This window comes from Croceibacterium atlanticum (genome assembly GCF_001008165.2).
Classification (GTDB): domain Bacteria; phylum Pseudomonadota; class Alphaproteobacteria; order Sphingomonadales; family Sphingomonadaceae; genus Croceibacterium_C; species Croceibacterium_C atlanticum.
The window spans coordinates 778,345-797,940 of the sequence record NZ_CP011452.2; the positions used below are offsets into that span (position 1 = coordinate 778,345).

A 19,596-nucleotide genomic window follows, 5' to 3' on the forward strand; every position below is an offset into this window, starting at 1 on the left:
TCCCTGCTTTCTCAGCGAATGCCTTGTCCGAAGGCAGCCTTGCCCTTACGCGGCATGAAAGAAAAGCGGGCCTTCGACAAGTTCGAGCCCATCGGGAATGGATTTGTCAGCGATGGACCCCTCCGCACCGATACTCCTGTTCGATTCCGGGATCGGTGGCCTCACCGTACTCGCAGAATTGCGCAAAATTTTGCCCCAGGCGCCGGTGATCTATGCGGCCGATACGGCCGGCCTCCCCTATGGCGCAAAGACCGAGGCGGAGATTGCAGCGCGCGTTTCCGGCCTGCTGGGGCGGCTGGCGGAACGATATCGCCCCCGGCTGATCTGCATTGCCTGCAACACCGCATCCACCATCGCATTGGGCATGGTGCGCGAAGTGCTGCATGTGCCGATCGTCGGGACGGTGCCCGCAATCAAACCCGCCGCGGAGATGACACGGACAGGAACGATCGGCCTGCTCGGCACGGCGGCAACGATCCGGCAGGCCTATGTCGATAATTTGCAGGCCGAATTCGCGGCGGACAAGCGGCTGCTGCGCTTTGCCGCGCCCGATCTCGTATCCGCGGCGGAAGCGAAATTGCGCGGTGAAGCTGTCGATCCGGATATCTACAGGCAGGCGGCGGAGGGGCTCCGCAGCCAACCCGGTGGGGCAGATATCGACACGGTCGTGCTGGCCTGCACCCATTTCCCGCTGGTGGAAGACGGGTTGGCCGCAGCATTCGGCCCCGGCGTGCGCTTCGTCCATGGCGCGCAGGGGATTGCCCGCCGCATCGCTTTTTTGACCGGTGACAATGAAATGCGGCGCGAAAGGCCCGATTTCGCCCTCTTCACCGGGGGTGCTTCGCAGTTCGAGGCATTGCTGCCTGCGCTGGTAAAATACGGACTAGATCATGCTGATCGCTTTTAATGCGAATCCATCGCAAACTCCGTGCTTTAAAGACCGGACTTCATCCACTAAATCGCCGGGGACTCATGGCCGCGGCTCTGGATGCGGTGCAAGACGGATAAGTCCGCTGAATTACGATCAGATCTTCGACCAGGCGATCGACCGGCTTCATTCCGAAGGTCGCTACCGTGTCTTTATCGACATCCTGCGCAACAAGGGTGCATTCCCCAATGCGCGCTGTTTCCATGGCCATAACGGGCCCAAGCCGATCACGGTCTGGTGCTCCAACGATTATCTGGCGATGGGCCAGCACCCCAAGGTAATCACCGCCATGGAAGAGGCGCTGCACGATGTCGGCGCCGGATCGGGCGGCACGCGCAATATCGGCGGCAACACCCATTTCCACATCCAGCTGGAAAGCGAACTGGCCGATCTGCATGGCAAGGAAGGAGCATTGCTGTTCACCAGCGGCTATGTCTCCAACGATGCCACGCTGTCCACGCTGGCCAAATTGCTGCCGGGCTGCGTCATTTTCTCTGACGAATTGAACCATGCCAGCATGATCGCCGGCATCCGCAATTCCGGCGCGGAGAAGCGGATTTTCCGCCACAACGATGTGGAACATCTGGAAGAACTGCTGGCGGCAGAAGATCCGGCAGTGCCGAAGCTGATCGCGTTCGAAAGCGTCTATTCCATGGATGCGGACATCGCGCCGATCCATGCGATTTGCGACCTGGCAGAAAAATACAATGCGCTGACCTATATCGACGAAGTCCACGCCGTCGGCATGTATGGCGCACGCGGCGGCGGCATTTCCGAACGTGACGAAGCGGCCCATCGCATCGACATCATCGAAGGCACGCTGGGCAAGGCATTCGGCGTCATGGGTGGCTATATCGCCGCCGACAAGAAGGTCATCGACTGCATCCGGTCCTATGCGCCGGGCTTCATCTTCACCACCTCGCTCAGCCCAGTGCTGACCGCCGGTGTTCTGGCCGCGGTGCGCCATCTGAAGAGTTCAAGCGTTGAACGCGAAGCGCAGCAGGCGGCCGCCGCCATGCTGAAGCAGAAGTTCCGCGAAGCCGGCCTGCCGGTCATGGATTCCACGACCCATATCGTGCCCCTGATGGTTGGCGATCCGGTCCGCGCGAAAAAGATCAGCGACATATTGCTGGCCGAATATGGCGTATATGTGCAGCCGATCAATTTCCCGACTGTGCCCCGCGGCACGGAACGGTTGCGCTTCACCCCCGGCCCCGCCCACACGGAAGCCATGATGGATGATTTGACCAGTGCCCTGGTCGAAATCTGGGATCGGCTCGAACTGCAACTGCGCGAAGCGGCCTGAACTCAATCGACATTCCGGTAATGCAAATGCCGGCCGTCAGTATGACGGCCGGCATTTCTACATGAACTAGTCGGAACTTCCGGTATTTCCGGCCGCTTCCTGCGCGCGTTCGGCGCGGGAGGCGGTGATATAATTGCGCGGCTGCACATTACCTTCGTGGCAGGCATATTCGTAGAATTCGTAAGTGCTGTCCCGCTTCCAATCCAGCCGCGTGCCCCAGGGGGCGGTGAAGATCACCGGATCTTCCCAATGCGATTCATAGATGATGCTGTCCGGCCCGGTCATGGTGAAGCGTTCGGTCAGTTTCGCTTCCGTGCTGATCGGTGAATCATTTTCGGGTGGGGAGCCGGAGGTCACGATATTGGTCGCGGATGGTCCGGGGCGGAAATGATCCGTTTCCACGACCAGCGTGTTCTTGTCCTCCCAATATCCGCGGCTTTCGCCAATCCAGTTCCGGATTTGCGAAGGGACGGTTGCACGCCCATCAGTGGGAATGATCCGCACTTCATGGATCATCTCCATCTGGATCGCGACAAGACCGGGCGCCTGAAAAATGCGCAGGCCGTTATTATACATCATCGGCATCATCGAAGCCGGAAGACCGCGCGTGATGCAGCGGTCCCAGCTGTCGAAATCCGTCAACCAGTCGAAATCCTGCTCTCGCCGCCAACTTGAACGCATTTCGGCCGAGCGGCGCTTCCCCTCTTCGGTCATTTCCGGGAGCCGCCCATTGGCAGGTTCGACCAGCAGCGAAGTCCGCCGGTTGACCACGCCCATTTCCACCCAATGCCCCTGGCCGATCTTGTCTTCGGAATCTTCCGCCTCATACCGGCCCGCCAGCCGGTCGATCCGAGCCTGCCGCTCTGCCAGCTCCTCTTCATTCAGGAACACGCGGTTGCCCTGTTCTTCGGTGCGCTGGAACGGCAATCCGTTCAGATGGTCGATTGGCCAGCGCCCGCGAAGATCGGGTTCGCCCCATTCGGTCAGTTCCGGCGTATAATCATCCGGTATCGGCGGCAGCTTCGTCAGATCTTCCTGCGCCGACAAGGACACCGCCCCGGCAGTCAGCGCAAACGCCATAGCAGCACCGGCGATACGGAATTTAGCTTGCATCTTGCCCCTTCCCAATTGCCTCTCCAGCGCAAACCCGCCGGAGAGAATATCGTTTCTTGAGCGTATTATTTGAAATGCAATTAAATTGCCAGCCCATCCGGATCGGATGATGCAATGCTATGCTTTTGTCGGCAGGGGCCTGCTCCGCGAAAGCTCCAGCAGCCGAGAAAGTCGCCATAAACCGCGCCTTTCCGGGTGCTCCACCCCTTCTCGCCCCCCTTCAAGCGGGGGGTTGATCGGCGGATCGACCAGCAGCGTCAACATTGTGAAAAGCGATGCCAGGGGCGGATACCGCAATTGCAAAAGCCGCCGTTTATGTTGCAGGCGCGGCCAGATTCCGCGCACCATGCGATCCGGCACCTCCCCACCGAGCAGGGAATGCAGGCTGCGCATCTGCACGCGCATCGCATTGCGGCCATGCCGCGTCGGCATCAGGCGGATCAGGCGTGACCAGTCTATCTGCGCCCGCCGTGCCAGAATGGCGAGATCGACCAGATGGCGCAGGTCAATCTGCCCGCGCGCATAATCATATTCCTGCAACTGGTCGTGCACGATAAAGATCAGCGCCTGATGATCCGGAGATGGGACCAGCACTCGCGCAGTATCCAGCGCCACCGCCTTCGCTTCATCCGCCAGCGCGGCATGGTCCAGCAGCGGCGCGGCGATCTTGATCCGGCTGTGCAGGTCGATCATGCCCGCATCCTTTTCCCTGCCGAGGGCGTGAACATCCCACCCATTGGGCGCTTCGCTGACATAGGAATATCCCAGTTCCCTCAGCGCGGAGATCGCATCCTCCAGCCGGTCCTGCGGCAGCATGATATCGAGGTCGGAGAGAATGCGATTGCACTCCCCGTCCCCATGATCCGCCAGCATGGCCGTGCCCTTCAGCATTACGGGGACGAGTCCGATTGAATTCAACTTTGCGGCTGCTTCCGCCAGTTGCGCCCGCAACATCGCATTGCGCTGCCGCGCCCTGCTGTCGATCTCCCGCAGGAAGGCCTGCACTTCTTCGGGGACATCATCGGCATTCTGCAATGCATCTGCCAGGGCGGGCGTCACCAGGCTGCGATTGGCCAGCGCCAGCAAGGTTTCCCACTCCACATCAGCCGGAACCGACCCGCGCAGGCATTGGGCTAAATCTGCGAGATCATCAAAACGCGAGGGCATGATCTTCCGCCAGCAAATGCGCAGCATCCGCCGCTTCCCCATAAGACAGCGTCAGGCATTGCGCCCCGGCAACCAGATCGCACATGCCGCGCACCATGCCCGCACTGGATTGCCCACTTTCCGAATAAGCTTCTCCAAACAGGGTTTGCAGCGCCGCCACCCGGTCCCAGCCATCAACGGCTGCCTGCGCACCATCCTGACGCTGCAGGCGGATGACCGCGCCGACACGCCTTGGCCTTGCGTCAACAGGGCGAACTGGCAGATATTTCAGCACTGCCCCATCCTCCCGCTCGTGCACGGGCAATTGTTCTACATCGGCCCAGGCGGCAGCATGTGGCCAGGATCCGCGTTTCAGAGTTAGCGGCAAGGGCAGCCCCTGCACCATGCCGGACGGATCGGCAAAAGCGATGTCATCCCCGGCAAAGCCCCACCCCTGGGCGATCAGCGCCAGGGTGAGCGTGCTCTTTCCGGTGCCCGGACTGCCGCAAAGCAGCACTGCCCTGTCGCCCCGGACAAGGCAGGCCGTATGCAGCGCGATGCGGCTTTCCCGGCTCAGTATGTTGGTCAGCATGGTATGGCGCAGCCGCGTCGCCAACCTGCCGGGTGCCACGAATTGCGCTTCGCCGCCTTCGGCAAGCAGGGCGATCCGATCGCCGAAGGGGATCACGTGAATGCGCTGTCCGGACCCGCGCGGCGCAATCAATTCGCCATAAGGGGGGCGCAGTTCATCAATCAGCGCCGCATCATCGGCCACCACTTCAAAATCGTGGCCACCCAGATCGACTGAAAAGCCTGCGCAATGGGCTGGCGCTGGCGCGATGGCAGCGTTAAACAATCCGCTTTCGCAAGCATCGGCCAGCCAGCTGGCAGCCATATGCTGCGCATCGTGGCGGGTTTGCGCATGCGGCACGAAAGCCATGGCCATATCGTGAAGGGTGATACCGGACTGTGCCTGTTCGACCAGCGCGGCGGCGCTTTCATTCAGTTCGACAAGCTGCTGCTGCCGAGGTGTGAAAAACATCACCCGGCCATCCAGATGCAGCAATTCACCGCCTGGCGCCCAACGAAATTCAAGACGTGATTGATCCGACACGTCGATCCCTGCCTGCTACCGACAACCCAAACAGGCAATGCCTAGCAGGAAAGGATGAATCAAATAGCGGCCGCCGGCATTACCGGCAGCCGCGTGAAATGCAGGTTCAGGAAAAACTCAGCGCCGGCCTCGACCGCCGCCCTGATTGCCGGGGTCCCCAGGACCCCTGCCCGGACCGTCATTGACCGGCGGATTACCCGGAGGCGCACAATCCGAACCGTTGCCAACGCCGTTATTGCAACCTGGACCGCCGTTACCGTCCGGAATGCCCGCGGATTGGGCAATCGCTGGAGATACGAGCGAGGTCGACATGAGCATGGTCATTGCCGGCGGCACGGTCGCGGCGAACTTGCCGCAATTGCCGAGAAATGCACGACGATCACTCGCCATGCGCTGCATCTGGTTATCTTCCATGTGGTCAGACATGCGTACACTCCCCTCGGGACACGCTTCCTTATCCATCAAAGTATATTTGCGGGCAACCACATCTGATGATGCGTCCCAAACTGGGACCAATATCTGCTGTTGGCGCCACTTTTCCGGTCAGCCATTCAAACAGGAAGGGGCCACCGGCATAATTGCCAAATACTTCTGGCTTCCGGCGTGAAGGGAAATCACTCCAGGCGTTATGAATAACGCTGCTGCCCTGCCTGAGGCCAAATCATTCGAATGATGGAGCGCGGAAGCAATGGCTACCCATAAGGGGTGGACGAAAAGGCAACGCCCGCATCTTCCCAGAAGACGCGGGCGTGCAAAGCAACCGAACGGATGGCGATTTAGCGCAGGCTCACCACATTGTCCGTGACCGGCAGGGCCCGCTCGCCCGTATAAAGGCTGGCCATTGGCTCATCCTCCACGATCACAGCTTGCGCAGCACCAAAGCCGTTGAACGCCGTCTTCATCGCTGCGCCGTAAGCGCCCAGCATACCGATTTCGAAAAAGTCGCCGGCCTGAATATCGCCCGGCAGCATGAAGGGGCCCTTCATGAAATCGGCATCGTCGCAAGTCGGGCCGTAGAAGGAGAATTCCTCGAACGGCTGGACCAGATCATCTTCCAGTGCGCGCACCGGAAAACGCCAAGCGACATGGGCGGCATCGAACAAGGCACCATAAGCCCCGTCGTTGATGTAAAGTTCCTCGCCGCGGCGCTTTTCGATCTTCACGATGAGGCTCGAATATTCCGCGCATAGTGCGCGGCCGGGTTCGCACCACAGTTCCGCATTATAGGCGATCGGCAGTGCTTCGAAATGGCGGTGGATGATCGCGAAATAATCTTCCAGCGGCGGCGGTTCCATGCCCGGATAGACCGAAGGGAAACCACCCCCCACATCGACCATGTCGATCACCACGCCGGAATCGGCGATGGCTGCACGCACGCGTTCCAATGCCTGAACATAGGCAAAGGGTGTCATCGCCTGGCTGCCGACATGGAAACACAGGCCAAGCCAGTCGGACGCCTGGCGCGTCGCCTGCAGCAGCGCGGCGGCATCGGCCAGATCCACGCCGAATTTCGACGCAAGGCTCAGCTCGGAATATTCGGACGAAACGCGCAGCCGCACGCACAACCGCAGATCGGTGGCGGCATTGCCTTCATCGTCGCGCGTTGCGTCGACGATCTTGCGCAATTCCTCTTCCGTATCGAGGCTGAAAGTACGCACGCCATGTTCGCGATAAGCTTCGCGGATGGCGCTGGCAGTCTTCACCGGATGCATGAAGCACAGACGCGCATCAGGCAGGGTGGCATGCACCAGCCGCACTTCCGCGATGGAAGCCACGTCGTAATGGGTAATACCGTTCGCCCACAGGATCTGGAGCAGATCCGGCGAAGGATTCGCCTTCACTGCATACATCGCCTTGCCCGGAAACTTCTCAGCGAAGAATCGGGCCGCGCGCGCAGCAGCGTGCGGACGGTTGAGGATAACCGGTTCGTCCGGCGCGATATCGCGGACTACAGACCGGGCGTCAGGATAAGTGTGCAATTCAAGGGACCCCCAAACGGTTAGTTTGAACAAGGCTGCCTTGCGGTTAGGAAGTCCCCTTGGGGCAGCGGAGCGGCGCATATAGGGCCTCGAATTCTAATCGCAAATCAAAAATTCAACGCCTCGTTTTTAGCTCGTGAATCAATGGGCTGGCGGCGGGCTGCGTTCCCATGCTGCGCGGAACGGGGGCTGCATTGCGATGAGTTGAAGCCCATGCACCCAAGCGGACATTCAAATCCCGCCAGCAGCCGGTTTTTATAATTTATTGCCTGATAATGCCGTGGCATAGCTGCACACCCGCAGGTGGCAGCGATGGATAGTGCGAATCAGGTGATGAACCAGCATTTCGAATCTTCTGCCGCCGCTTTCAACCCCGTGCGGCTTTCTCAATTGCCGCAAACCCGCCGGGCCGAACTTCTGCGCCGCTACGAACGGGACGTATATGGCCCCGCATTTCCGGATGCCTCGATCCGGGAAGATCCTCAATATTGGGCGCGATTGCTGGATGCCGATCCCTATCCTGCCCCGCCCCAGCCGCTGATCGATGTTGCGATGCTGGTGGACGGGCATGACTGTCCTATCGGCGGCGCGACGATCGAATATTATCGCGGCGCCAAATGCGGATTGCTGACCTATCTTTCCGTGGCGGAGCGGGAACGTGGCCAGGGACATGGCCGGGAACTGGCGATGCTGGCCCGCCGCATCCTGGATGAAATGGCGGAAGCTGACACCCCCATGCTCGCCGAAACCGAACGGCTGGAAGATGCCGCAAATCCGCAGGAGGCGGCCGAAACGGAGAAACGCCAGCGCCGCCTTTCCGCCCTAGGCGCGAGGTGGATCGATTTCGATTATGTCATGCCCCCCTTGCGGGCAGACAGCCAGCCGCACCGCCTGCATCTGCTGGTCTTCGATCCGGATCGCAAACTGACATCCATCGAAGCGGGACGGGTCGCGGTGCTGATCCGGGAACTCGCCGCCGCTCTCGGCGCCGATCTTGATGCGCATGAGGAAACCCGGGCAATGATGGATCATCTTGCGTCGATGCGGCTGTTGCCGATCACGTCCCTGCCCGCGATTGCCTCCGCATGAGCGAGTTCGGCATGCTGACGCTGCGGGAATGCCCGGTGTTTCAGCCTTTCGAACGCGCATCGCTGGCTTTTGCCTTCCAGCTCAGGGTCCTTCGGCCCGATGGATCGGAGCCCCGCTCCGCCTATCGTATTTCCAATATCTACAACGCCGTGCTCGGCCGCAGTCCGGGACTGGAGGCTGACCGCCGCGATCGGGCGAAATGGCTGTTCGGCGCTTCGCAGTCCTTTCTTAACGATATCACCACCGGCGTTCCCGGCACCAATGGCCGCCCGCTTCTTCTGGCGGCCGAGGCGCTAGAAACGGGCGCGCCCCCGGCAATGGTCACGCTGCAAAGGCCGGAAAGCTGGGACTATGAATATGAAGGCACGGCGGTTTCCCTGCAGGTCCCGCCCGAACGGCGCGAATTGCGCATGGCAATGCAGGATCATTTCTGCGTCTTCGAAAGCGGCCGGATTTTCTATCTACTCGTTCTCAGCAATCTGCCGGGAGAGCGCAGCCCGCTTGACGAATACAGCACCATTCAGGCGGAACAGCTCGCCATTGAGCCCGACTATGCGGCGGATAGCGATTTTCTGAGCATCGGCCGTTCCGGCCCGCAATTCTCGGTCCTGGAATTCGTCCGCAATCGTCTGGCCGAACTGGACTCCGGCAAGGAAGAACCAGTGTCGGAATGCGCCAATGCAATCGCCGATGTGCTGCGTCCATTCGGTGTGCTGCCGCCGGGCCGGAATTTCGCGACGCCCCGGTCGGAGGATCTGTGCAATGCAATGGTGCAGATAGAAGACGAAGCGCTGTTCGACACGGCCCGGCACGCCTTTTTCCATTATCGAATGCCTGCGCCGGAAGACGTGCAGGGTCCGGAAGACGAAGTGCAAAAGCCGCATCCGCAATGGGTGATCGATGCTGATCGCGCATGGGCGGAAGCGAATGTGCCGGGCGCGGATTGCCATTGCGATGCGCATCATACGCTGGGCTTCGGCCCGGATGAGGAAGAAAGCGCGATCCCGCGGCAATTGCTGGCCTTCGCCGGACTTGCCCAGGGCGTGCCCGATTTCCCACGGCAGGACGATTCCGAAATCCACGATTCGACGCGTCCAGTATCGGTCGCGCCGGAAAACCTGTTCTTCGTCCACCCTTCATTCGAACTGGATGTGGGGAAGAACTGGCGCACCTTGCGGGAAGCGCAGGCCAGCGTCGGAGGCTGCCCTTATGCGCTGCTGACCTGGATGATCGCCGTGCATGACGAACTGATCGTGTCCGACATGGAACGGATGATCGAAAGGATGATTTTCGGCCCGGTGGATCAGGATGCGCAGCTGGCGGAAATCGGCCGAGCGACACCGCTGAAAAACCTCGCCCATGTGCTGGACAAAGTATCCACCCTGATCCCTTCCTATACGAAGATCATTGACGATAATCTCGCCCAGCGTGTCGATATATTTCGTTGGTGCTCGATCCACCAGTCGGGGAACGTGTTCCGCTATCCCACGGAGCGTGAATTGCTGGGCAGCATCCGCGAAGCGCGCGGCACCCGGCAGCGTTTTGAAGATGCGCATGCGCTGCTGGACCGATATGAGAATCTGGTGGAGGACGTTTCCACCTTGCAGGCATCATACACGTCGGCGCGCACCAATTGGCTTCTGGCTGCGATCACCTTCTTCGGGGTTCTGGGCCTGCCCGGCACACTGTCCGGTACGTTTGGCCTGACAAATGCCGATGCGCTGCTGGCAACGGTGGGCATTCTTGCATTCACTGCCGCCCTGTTCACCTTCTGGCTGAACGCCACTCAGCTGAGGCGGTCGCGAAAATCCTCGTAAGAGAAGCGCCGGATCAGATCGAGCTGGTCGGTTTCTGAATCCCATAGCCAGATCGAAGGCAGCGGCACGCCGTTGAAGGTCGTCGTCTTCACCATCGAATAATGCGCCTGATCGAGGAAGGCGAAGCGTTCCCCCGGCCGGCACGGCACGGGCAGGCGATAATCGCCGATCACATCGCCCGCGAGGCAGGACGGGCCGCCCAGCCGCACTGGTTCGCCCTCGCCCTGATCCTCATGCAGCATGGCCGGGCGATAAGGCGCTTCGATCACGTCGGGCATGTGGCAAGTGGCCGAAACATCGGTGATGGCGAGCGGCATTCCGTTCCAGTGGGAATCGAGGATCGTGCCGACCAATATGCCCGCATCCAGCGCCACGGCCTCCCCCGGCTCCAGATATATTTCCGCGCCGGTATCGTCCTTCACGTCCTGCAGGAACTCGATCAGCTCCTCCCGCTGGTAATCGGCGCGCGTAATGTGATGGCCGCCGCCAAAGTTCAGCCATTTGATATGGCCGAAATAAGGTTCGAGATAATCGAAAACCTTGTCCCAGGTGCGCTTCAGCGGTTCCAGATCCTGTTCGCAAAGGGTGTGGAAATGGATGCCATCGACCATGGCGAGATGCTCGTCCTCAAGCTGGTCGATCGGGAAGCCCAACCGGGAATGCGGCGCGCAGGGATCATAGCGCGGCACTTCGCCTTCGGCGTGCAGCGGATTGATCCGCAGCCCCACGTCGAAGCCCCCGCCCTGCGCGCGCATATTTTCTAGGATCAGGCTCGCCCGTTCGATCTGCGCGGGCGAGTTGAAGATCACATGGTCCGACATCCGGCAGATTTCTTCCAGATCCTCCGGCTTGTAGGCCGCGCAATAGGTCGCGATCTCGCCATCGTAGAATTCACTGGCGAGCTGCGCCTCCCACAGGCCGGACGTGCATACGCCGTCCAGATATTCCCCGATCAGCGGCGCAACCGACCACATGGAAAACGCCTTCAGCGCCGACAGCACCTTGATATCCGCTGCGTCCCGTATCTCCGCCAGCACTTGCAGATTGGCGCGAAGCTTCGCCGCATCGACGACGAAGGCAGGCGAATCCACGCGGCTGAGATCGAATTGGGCAAAGGCGCCCGGGTCACCGGCTCTCGTTTCCATGGTCATGCGGCCTCTTAGGAATATTCCGCCGCCAAGTCATCGGGGCAGTGGCGCCGGTTGGAACCTTTCTTCCCTGTGCTACCCTGCGCGGATCCTTGAGGGGGGAGAGATCATGCACCGGCTTCTGGCTATTTTCGCACTGGCGCTATGTTCCATTGGCCAGGCCGCTGGCGCGACCGGCTCCATCGACAGCTTCATCGCACGCGAAATGGCGCAATCCGGCGCGCCCGGCATCGCCTATGCCGTGGTTGAGAATGGCGAAATCGCCAAAATCGGGACGCGCGGAGTGGAAGACCGCGATACAGGAAAGAAGGTGACCGGGGACACGCAATTCCTGATCGGCTCCCTGTCCAAGAGCTTCACCGCATTGGCCATCATGCAATTGGTGGAGGCCGGGAAGGTCGAACTGGACGCGCCGATCTCCCGCTATCTCGGCAGTTTTGCCGATGGCCCGGCCCAATCCATCACCATCCGCCAATTGCTGAGCCATACGAGCGGATATTCCACCCTGCAGGGCAATTACTCGCACCAGGACCGCAGCAATGCGCCTGATGAACTGGCCCGGCAGGTTGAACGTGATGCCGCTGAAGCACCCGCATATCCGGCTGAAAGCCGCTATGAATATTCCAATCGCAATTACCAGATCCTCGGCCGGTTGGTGGAAGTCGCCAGCGGGCAGGATTTCGCCTCATATGTAAGCGCCAATATATTGCGTCCGATCGGCATGGATCACAGCTTCGTGTCCGATGGTGCCGTGCATCCGGAAATGGCCACCGGCTATGCCCCGTGGTTCACCGGCAAGCGCGCCATTTCTCCAAACCAGACCCATCGCAGCGTGGCGCCGCAAGGCGGAATAGTGTCCACCGCCCGCGATATTGCCCGCTACATGCAAGTGATGATGAATGGGGAGGACGATGTGCTGAGCGCCGCGGGCAAGGCGCAGATGATGCAGCCCGCCAATGCAGCGGCGCCCAATTACGGTTTCGGCTGGGTCGTGGACCCCGGCGATGGCAGCGTCGGCCACAGCGGGACCAGCCCGGGATATGAAACGCTGGCCAACATGATCCCGGCCGAGCAGAAGGCAGTGGTGGTGCTGCTCAATTCCGGAAGCGGGACGGGATTTGGCGAGAATGCCGCGCTGCAAAACGGCATCACCGCACTCGCCCTCGGGCTCGACCAGAATGGGGAACCGAGCCGCTGGCAGCAAAAGGCGCTGTTCGTCTCGCTGGTGCTGATCCCCCTCCTGTTCCTCGCCAGCATGGCCTGGGCATGGCGCAAACGCGCGGAGCTGCGCGCGAAAGCGAAATCAGGTCCATTCGGCCTGTTCAGCCTGTGGTTCCCGCTGGTCCCCACGCTGGCCATGGTGTGGATCGTCTTTGGCCTCGTGCCGGGCCTGTTCGGCGTGAGCATGAACACGCTCCGCCAGTTCCAGCCTGACCTTGTGCTTGCCCTCGTCGCCTGCGCGGCGACGGGGCTGCTATGGGCCGTATTCCGGCTGGCGCTGGCCTATATCGGCAAACGCCGTTCCGCCTGAGCGGCAATGGTTCGCCAATGCCGCCACCCCGAAAAGGAGCTGGCAGCATTGGCGATAAGCAAGGATCAGAACTCTACCGGACCGGCCAGTTCTTCCACCTTCCACGGCAGGCCGTTTTCGTTCAGCATTTCAAGGAAGAGATCGGGGTCGAATTCTTCCATGTTGAACACGCCGTCGCCCTTCCATTTTCCGGTCAGCATCATCGCACTGCCGATCATGGCGGGAACGCCGGTGGTGTAGCTGACAGCCTGATTGCCGGTTTCGGCATAGGCATCTTCGTGGTTGCAGATATTCTTGATGTAGAACGTCTTTTCACCGCTGCCGTCCAGCGCCTCGCCCGTGGCGATCACGCCGATATTGGTCTTGCCCTTGGTGGTTTCACCCAGGGTTTCCGGCTTGGGCAGAACAGCCGCCAGGAATTGCAGCGGGATGATGTCCTTGCCCTGGAACTGGATCGGCTCGATCCCCGTCATGCCGACATTCTGCAGCACGGTCAGATGTTTGATATATTCATCGCCAAAGGTCATCCAGAAGCGGCCGCGTTCCAGTTCGGGCAGGAATTTGGCGAGGCTTTCCAGTTCCTCGTGATACATCATGTACATGTTCTTCTGGCCGACTTCCTCGAAGTCGAAGGCGACCTTTTTCGACATGGCCGGCGTTTCCACGAACTCGCCATTTTCCCAATGGCGGGCAGGCGCGGTCACTTCCCGGATATTGATTTCCGGATTGAAATTGGTGGCGAAGGCCTGGCCGTGATCGCCGCCATTGCAATCGAGAATGTCCAGCGTGCGGATCGTCTTCAGCTTGTGCTTCTTGAGCCACATGGAGAAGACGCTGGTCACGCCCGGATCGAAGCCACTGCCCAGCAATGCCATCAGCCCCGCTTCCTTGAAACGGTCGTGATAGGCCCACTGCCACTTATATTCGAACTTCGCCTCGTCCTTCGGTTCGTAATTGGCCGTGTCGAGGTAATCCACGCCCGCTTCAAGGCAGGCGTCCATGATCGGCAGATCCTGATATGGCAGTGCCAGATTGACCACCAGCGAAGGGTTCAGACTGCGAATCAGATTAATCATCGCCGGCACTTCCTCGGCGTCGATCTCGTAAGTCTTCACCTGCTGGCCGGTGCGGTCCTTCACGCTGGCCGCAATGGCATCGCATTTGCTTTTCGTACGGCTGGCGAGGTGGATATCGCTGAAAATATCGGCGTTCATCGCCATCTTGTGGACTGCGACCGAACTGACGCCGCCAGCGCCGATTACCAGTACTGTGGACATGATTGCTCCCACGAAAAAGAATATGTGCCCATGAGCGAACGCATCGCCCCGGCCTGATGATCCCCGCCATAGCGATTTCCTACACCAGTGAAACAGGGCAAGTGCGGCAAGTGCGCAAGACATTTGCATGCAGCGGAAATCCGGCTGAAAGGTCCGTGATGCAGTCTGGAATTTTTCTGCTGCGGAACAGTGTTCCAGGTGTTCCAGCGGAGGCCGGAAAACGGAAAGGATAACGATGACCGGGAAGAGGCAACCGACACGCGACGGCGTATTGCGTGCGGCGCACAAGATCGCGCAAATTCTGCCGCCAACGCCGCTTCTGCCCGTCGAAATCCGCGGAGTGAAGCTCCGGGCCAAGGCCGAATGCCTGCAACCGATCGGCGTGTTCAAGATTCGCGGCGCATGGCACCGGCTGAGCGATTTATCGGCGGAAGAGTGGCGGCGCGGCGTGGTGGGCGTCTCCAGCGGCAATCATGCGCAGGGCGTGGCCTGGGCCGCTCGGAAGCTGGGCATGGATGCGACCATCGTGATGCCCAATGATGCGCCGCGCGTGAAGGTCGAACGCGTGCGGGAACTGGGCGCGCAGATCGTGACTTATGACCGACCGGGCGGAGAAGACCGGGACGCCATCGCGCGCGAACTGGCCGATAGGCAGGGCAGCGTTTTCGTGCATGCCTATGGCGATCCTTGGGTGATAGAAGGGCAAGGCAGCACCGGCGTGGAAATATCCGCACAGATGGGGGAGTTCTCAGGGTCCGGCCCGTCGCGCATCGTGGCGCCATGTGGCGGCGGTGGGCTGACGGCAGGGATCGCCCTCGCCTGTCCCGATGCGGAAATCGTCGCGGTTGAACCGGAAGGTTGGGACGATGTGACGCGCAGCCTCGCCTCCGGCCGGATCGAGGCAGTGCAATCCGATCCCCCGCCCACGGCCTGCGACGCACTGCAAACGCCGCGCACATGGCCGATCAATTTCGCTGTGATGAAAGGCAGGGTGGCGGGCGTGACCGTCAGCGAGGAAGAAATCCGCGCGGCTCAGCGCTTCGCCTTTGCGCAGCTCCGCCTGGTTCTGGAACCGGGCGGAGCGGCCGCACTTGCCGCTGCGCTGGCCGGAAAGGTGGAACTGGATCCGGAAAGCGTGCTCGTGCTCAGCGGCGGCAATGTCGACCAGGCTAGCTTTCGCGCTGTGCTGGACGAGGATTGATCCGCCCTCAGGCCTGCTGTGTCATTTCCGCGGATTGCAGATCGGAAATGAAATTGTCGGTCCAGCGCAGCACATTATCCTCGCGCACGGTGACGATCAGCTTCTCCCACCGTTCCTTCCGCTCGGCCAGCGGCATGTGCAGGGCGCGATTGATGTTATGCGATACATCGTCCGGACTGTGCGGATTGACCAGCAAGGCATCCTGCAATTGCTGTGCCGCACCGGCAAAGCGCGAAAGGACAAGCACGCCCGGATCTTCGGGATCCTGCGCCGCGACATATTCCTTCGCCACCAGATTCATCCCGTCACGCAGGGGGGTCACCAGACCGATCTTCGCCGCGCGGTAGAAGCCGAACAGTTCCTCCTGCGAATAGCCCTTGTTGACATAGCGGATCGGCACAACATCGACTTCCGAACGCGCGCCATTGATCTGGCCGGTCTTCTGTTCCAGCGTGGCGCGAATATCCTGATAGCTGCCGATATCCTCCCGGCTGGGCGGCGCGATCTGGATATAGACCAGGTCACGCACCTGATCCGGATAGGTATCGAAGAACCGGCCAATCCCGTCGATCCGTTCTGGCAGGCCCTTGGAATAATCCAGCCGGTCCACGCCGATCATGGCAACACGGTGCCTCGTGCTGGACATCAGGCGCTGCTGCGCCTGCCGCGCCTTTCCTGTATCGCCCTTGGCCATGAAGTGATCGTAATCGATGCCAATCGGATAGGACTTGGCCCGTGACGTGCGCCCGTCGAGCCGGATCTCACCCGTCTTGTCATTCACTTCGGCGCCCAGTTCCTTCCGGCAATAATGCAGGAAGCTTTCCAGCCACTCGTCATTCTGGAACCCGATCAGGTCATAATGCAGCATCGAGCGGACAAGCCGCTCATGATAGGGCAAGGATACGAACAGGCGCGTTGGCGGCCATGGGATATGCAGGAAGAAGCCGATCTGGTTGTTCACCCCCCGCGCCCGCAATCGTTCGCCCAGCGGCATCAGATGGTAATCGTGGACCCAGACAGTGTCATTCTTCTCGATCAGCGGCAGAACACTATCGGCAAAGCGTTCATTCACGCGTTCGTAACCGCGGCCGAATTCCCGCTCATACTCGGTCAGGTCGATCCGGTAATGGAACAGCGGCCACAAGGTGGAATTGGCGTAGCCGTTATAATATTCCTCGATATCCTGCGGTTCGAGATCGATGGTCGCGGTCGTCACGCCGTCAGCTGATCGCTGGACATGGATATCGCCGGAATATTCGTCCACTTCCTGGCCGGACCAGCCAAACCAGATCCCGCCATGTTTGCGAAGCGCCGAATTCAGCGCCCCGGCCAAGCCGCCCTGCGCCCCGGCGGCGCCCCTGGCCTTGGGAACGGCGACGCGATTCGAAATAACGACAAGGCGTGTCATCGTACCGTGTTCCAACTCTTGGATATCAAACCCGCACAGTTAATCACTCCTACCAGCGAGTAGGTCTGCGGGAAGTTCCCCCAGAGTTCGCCCGTTTCGAAGTCCATGTCTTCGGACAGCAGACCCGACTTGGTGCGATGGCCCAGCATGATGCAGAAAAGCTCGCGCGCTTCTTCCTTGCGGCCTGAACGGACCAGCGCATCGATGAGCCAGAAGGTACAGATATTGAATGCCGTTTCGGGCAAGCCGAAATCATCCTCTGCCGCATAGCGAAGCATATGTTCGCCCCGCCGCAGATCGCGTTCAACCATTTCGAAGGTCGAAAGGAAGCGCGGATCGTCCGGTTCCAGAAAACGCAATTCGACCATCTGCAACAGGCTGGCATCGAGATAATCGCTTTCAAACGACGCACCGAAATGGCCGCCATCGCCATTTTCGACCCAGGCTTCCGTCTCGATCTTTTCCCGGATCGTATCGGCCCGTTCGCGCCAATGAGCTGCGCGATCTTCCTTGCCCAGATAATCGGCAACATTGGCCAGCCGATCACAGGCCGCCCAGCTCATGACCGAAGAATAGGTGTGGACTTCCTGCCTCGTGCGGAACTCCCACAGGCCCGCATCAGGCTGGTCATACATTTTCCACGCCATTTCGCCGACCTGCTCAAGGCTTTCAAAATCGCGATCCGTCGCCATGCGCAGCAGCCGCTTGTCAAAGAAAGCCTGGGTCGTGGGCAGCACGATCTGCCCGTAACAGTCATGCTGGACCTGCATATATGCGGCATTGCCCCGCCTCACCGGCCCCATCCCCCGATATCCTGCGAGGAATGGCGCAGTGGTTTCGTCCAGTTCCGCAACGCCCATGACGGAATAGAGCGGCTGGATCTGCCCGCCTTTCGCGTCGTCCACGATGTTGCGGAGATAGGCCAGATATTTCTCCAGCACGTCCAGCGCGCCAAGCCGGTTGAGCGCCTGCACCGTGTAATAGGAATCACGAATCCAGCAGTACCGATAATCCCAGTTGCGCCCCGTATTCGGTGCTTCGGGAATGGAGGTGGTCAGGGCGGCAACAATCGCGCCGGTTTCCTCGTGCTGGCACAGCTTCAGCGTGATGGCACAGCGAATGACCTCGTCCTGCCATTCAAACGGCGTTGCAAGCCCGCGCGCCCAGAGCTGCCAGTATTTGCGCGTCTGCGCTTCCATCCGGCGCACTTCGGACCGGATATTTCCGCCAAAGGGTTCATCCGGGCCGAGGAAGAAATGCTGGTCGCTCTCTACCCGGTAAACCCGCTGATCCAGCACATAGCCCACCGGCGCATCGGTGGAGAGGCGCAATGCCTGCGGGCCGACAAGATAGCGGATATGGTTGGTGCCATTGGTGGTTTCAGCCACCTGTGCGCCATAATCGCGCATCGGCTTGAGCGTGACCTTCAGCCGCGGCGCACCGGCGATAGGCCGGACGATGCGGGCATAGGCAACGGGGCGATACATGCGGCCGGACCGTTCAAACCGGGGCGAGAAATCGGAGATTTCCACCACGCTGCCATCTTCCGCCTCCAGCCGGGTGATCAGGATCGGCGTGTTCCGGTCATAGCACTGGGTCGCAGAAACCTGTCCTTCCAGCTCGAACCGCCAGACGCCGACATTGCCGCTGTCGCCATTGAGCAGGGAACAGAAGACAGGATCGCCATCGACACGGGGCACGCAGCCCCAGACCAGGCCAGCGCGGCTGTCGATCAGGCCCGACACCTGGCAATTGCCGATCGGCCAGAGCTCCAGATTGGTTTCGCCGTTACTCACAGGCCGAGCCAATCATAAACATCGGCAATCTCCGGAAGGCGGTATTTCGCCGATGTGGGGGAGCGATCGCCCACCAATATGCCGAATCCTCCAAGCTCTTCGGCAGCCTTGAAGCCATCTTCATCGGTAATGTCATCACCGACAAAGACCGGGCGAGCGCCCGCAAAGGGGGGGACTTCCATGAAGGCCCTTACCGCCCCGCCCTTGTCCGCGCCGGGGCGGACAAGTTCGATCACCGATTTGCCCCGTTTGACGTGGAGATCATGCTCTGCCGCAAGCTTTTCAGCGAATTCCAATCCGGTTTCCTCCAGTTCCGGCGCAGCGCGATAATGCAGCGCCGCCCCATGGGGCTTGGTTTCCAGCATAAATCCGCTGTCGCGGATGAAATCGTCGAGCAAGGCAATTGCCGCGGCGGGCAAGGCTTCCGGTTCGGTGCCGAGCGTTGACCCGTCAGGCAACAGGCGGGCAATACCGTGCGATCCGGCCCGCGCCATCGGCAATTGGCCCAGATGATTTTCCAGATTGGGAATGGCGCGGCCGCTGACCAGCGCAACGCGCCCGTCCATCCGATCGCCCAGATCAACGAGACGTTTTCCCAGATCGGCCGGAACGGAGATTTTTTCCGGCCCCTCGGCGATTTCCACCAATGTGCCATCAAAATCGAGAAAGAGCGCGACATCGCTCTCGCCGCGCAATGCCTCCAGCGCTGGCGGAGCCTCAAGTGAGATTTGCCCGTGCATCGC

Annotated in this window: 16 protein-coding genes; 6 read left to right on the top strand and 10 right to left on the bottom strand. The window is 60.4% G+C overall.

From position 1 onward, the window contains the following. The first annotated feature begins 97 nt into the window (after positions 1 to 97). On the top strand, positions 98 to 907 hold the full coding sequence (murI, locus tag WYH_RS03665) for a glutamate racemase (RefSeq protein WP_046902760.1): 810 nt from the start codon (positions 98 to 100) through the stop codon (positions 905 to 907). Positions 908 to 1,013: 106 nt separating this feature from the next. Then, the gene (hemA, locus tag WYH_RS03670) at positions 1,014 to 2,234 is read left to right on the top strand and encodes a 5-aminolevulinate synthase (protein WP_046904776.1); all 1,221 of its coding nucleotides are present in this window, start codon (positions 1,014 to 1,016) and stop codon (positions 2,232 to 2,234) included. 66 nt (positions 2,235 to 2,300) lie between these two features. On the opposite strand, the gene WYH_RS03675 is transcribed toward hemA, so the two are convergent. The 5 genes from WYH_RS03675 to WYH_RS03690 all read right to left on the bottom strand — a co-directional run bounded on the left by WYH_RS03675 (position 2,301) and on the right by WYH_RS03690 (position 7,586). Next, entirely contained in the window at positions 2,301 to 3,347 is a 1,047-nt protein-coding gene (locus tag WYH_RS03675) for a hypothetical protein (protein ID WP_156320057.1), read from the bottom strand. A gap of 117 nt (positions 3,348 to 3,464) precedes the next feature. Continuing rightward, complete coding sequence (locus tag WYH_RS03680; protein WP_169780694.1) at positions 3,465 to 4,514, bottom strand: nucleotidyltransferase family protein; 1,050 nt, start codon at positions 4,512 to 4,514, stop codon at positions 3,465 to 3,467. Continuing rightward, complete coding sequence (locus WYH_RS03685; protein ID WP_169780695.1) at positions 4,498 to 5,535, bottom strand: hypothetical protein; 1,038 nt, start codon at positions 5,533 to 5,535, stop codon at positions 4,498 to 4,500. The genes WYH_RS03680 and WYH_RS03685 overlap by 17 nt, the downstream gene beginning before the upstream one ends. 189 nt (positions 5,536 to 5,724) lie before the next feature. Then, positions 5,725 to 6,033, bottom strand: a complete 309-nt coding sequence (locus WYH_RS17040) for a hypothetical protein (protein ID WP_082348057.1) — start codon at positions 6,031 to 6,033, stop codon at positions 5,725 to 5,727. 350 nt (positions 6,034 to 6,383) lie between these two features. Next, positions 6,384 to 7,586, bottom strand: coding sequence for a type III PLP-dependent enzyme domain-containing protein (locus tag WYH_RS03690; protein ID WP_046902764.1), 1,203 nt, complete (start codon positions 7,584 to 7,586; stop codon positions 6,384 to 6,386). Between the two features lie 312 nt (positions 7,587 to 7,898). On the opposite strand from WYH_RS03690, the gene WYH_RS03695 reads away from it, so the two are divergent. Continuing rightward, positions 7,899 to 8,675 (top strand): GNAT family N-acetyltransferase, encoded by a 777-nt coding sequence (locus WYH_RS03695; RefSeq protein WP_046902765.1) that lies wholly within the window; start codon positions 7,899 to 7,901, stop codon positions 8,673 to 8,675. Beyond that, complete coding sequence (locus WYH_RS03700; RefSeq protein WP_046902766.1) at positions 8,672 to 10,492, top strand: hypothetical protein; 1,821 nt, start codon at positions 8,672 to 8,674, stop codon at positions 10,490 to 10,492. Before WYH_RS03695 ends, WYH_RS03700 begins: the two co-directional genes overlap by 4 nt. Here the strand turns inward: WYH_RS03700 and WYH_RS03705 are convergent. Then, positions 10,462 to 11,637: a carboxynorspermidine decarboxylase gene (locus tag WYH_RS03705; protein ID WP_046904777.1), complete on the bottom strand. Its 1,176-nt coding sequence runs from the start codon at positions 11,635 to 11,637 to the stop codon at positions 10,462 to 10,464. The genes WYH_RS03700 and WYH_RS03705 overlap by 31 nt on opposite strands. Positions 11,638 to 11,749: 112 nt before the next feature. Here WYH_RS03705 and WYH_RS03710 point away from each other — a divergent pair, with 112 nt between their 5' ends. Beyond that, positions 11,750 to 13,171, top strand: a complete 1,422-nt coding sequence (locus WYH_RS03710; RefSeq protein WP_046902767.1) for a serine hydrolase domain-containing protein — start codon at positions 11,750 to 11,752, stop codon at positions 13,169 to 13,171. Between the two features lie 65 nt (positions 13,172 to 13,236). On the opposite strand, the gene WYH_RS03715 is transcribed toward WYH_RS03710, so the two are convergent. Next, a complete protein-coding gene (locus WYH_RS03715) occupies positions 13,237 to 14,448 on the bottom strand; it encodes a saccharopine dehydrogenase family protein (protein WP_046902768.1) in 1,212 nt (403 codons plus the stop codon). 235 nt (positions 14,449 to 14,683) lie between these two features. Here WYH_RS03715 and WYH_RS03720 point away from each other — a divergent pair, with 235 nt between their 5' ends. After that, on the top strand, positions 14,684 to 15,649 hold the full coding sequence (locus tag WYH_RS03720) for a threonine ammonia-lyase (RefSeq protein WP_046902769.1): 966 nt from the start codon (positions 14,684 to 14,686) through the stop codon (positions 15,647 to 15,649). A gap of 7 nt (positions 15,650 to 15,656) precedes the next feature. Here the strand turns inward: WYH_RS03720 and WYH_RS03725 are convergent, their stop codons facing one another. The 3 genes from WYH_RS03725 to otsB are packed head-to-tail and all read right to left on the bottom strand — an operon-like array spanning position 15,657 to position 19,593. Further along, positions 15,657 to 17,057: an alpha,alpha-trehalose-phosphate synthase (UDP-forming) gene (locus WYH_RS03725; RefSeq protein ID WP_046902770.1), complete on the bottom strand. Its 1,401-nt coding sequence runs from the start codon at positions 17,055 to 17,057 to the stop codon at positions 15,657 to 15,659. Next, on the bottom strand, positions 17,054 to 18,853 hold the full coding sequence (locus tag WYH_RS03730) for a glycoside hydrolase family 15 protein (RefSeq protein WP_046902771.1): 1,800 nt from the start codon (positions 18,851 to 18,853) through the stop codon (positions 17,054 to 17,056). Before WYH_RS03730 ends, WYH_RS03725 begins: the two co-directional genes overlap by 4 nt. Continuing rightward, positions 18,850 to 19,593, bottom strand: a complete 744-nt coding sequence (gene otsB / locus WYH_RS03735) for a trehalose-phosphatase (RefSeq protein WP_082347796.1) — start codon at positions 19,591 to 19,593, stop codon at positions 18,850 to 18,852. The genes WYH_RS03730 and otsB overlap by 4 nt, the downstream gene beginning before the upstream one ends. Positions 19,594 to 19,596 lie beyond the last annotated feature (3 nt).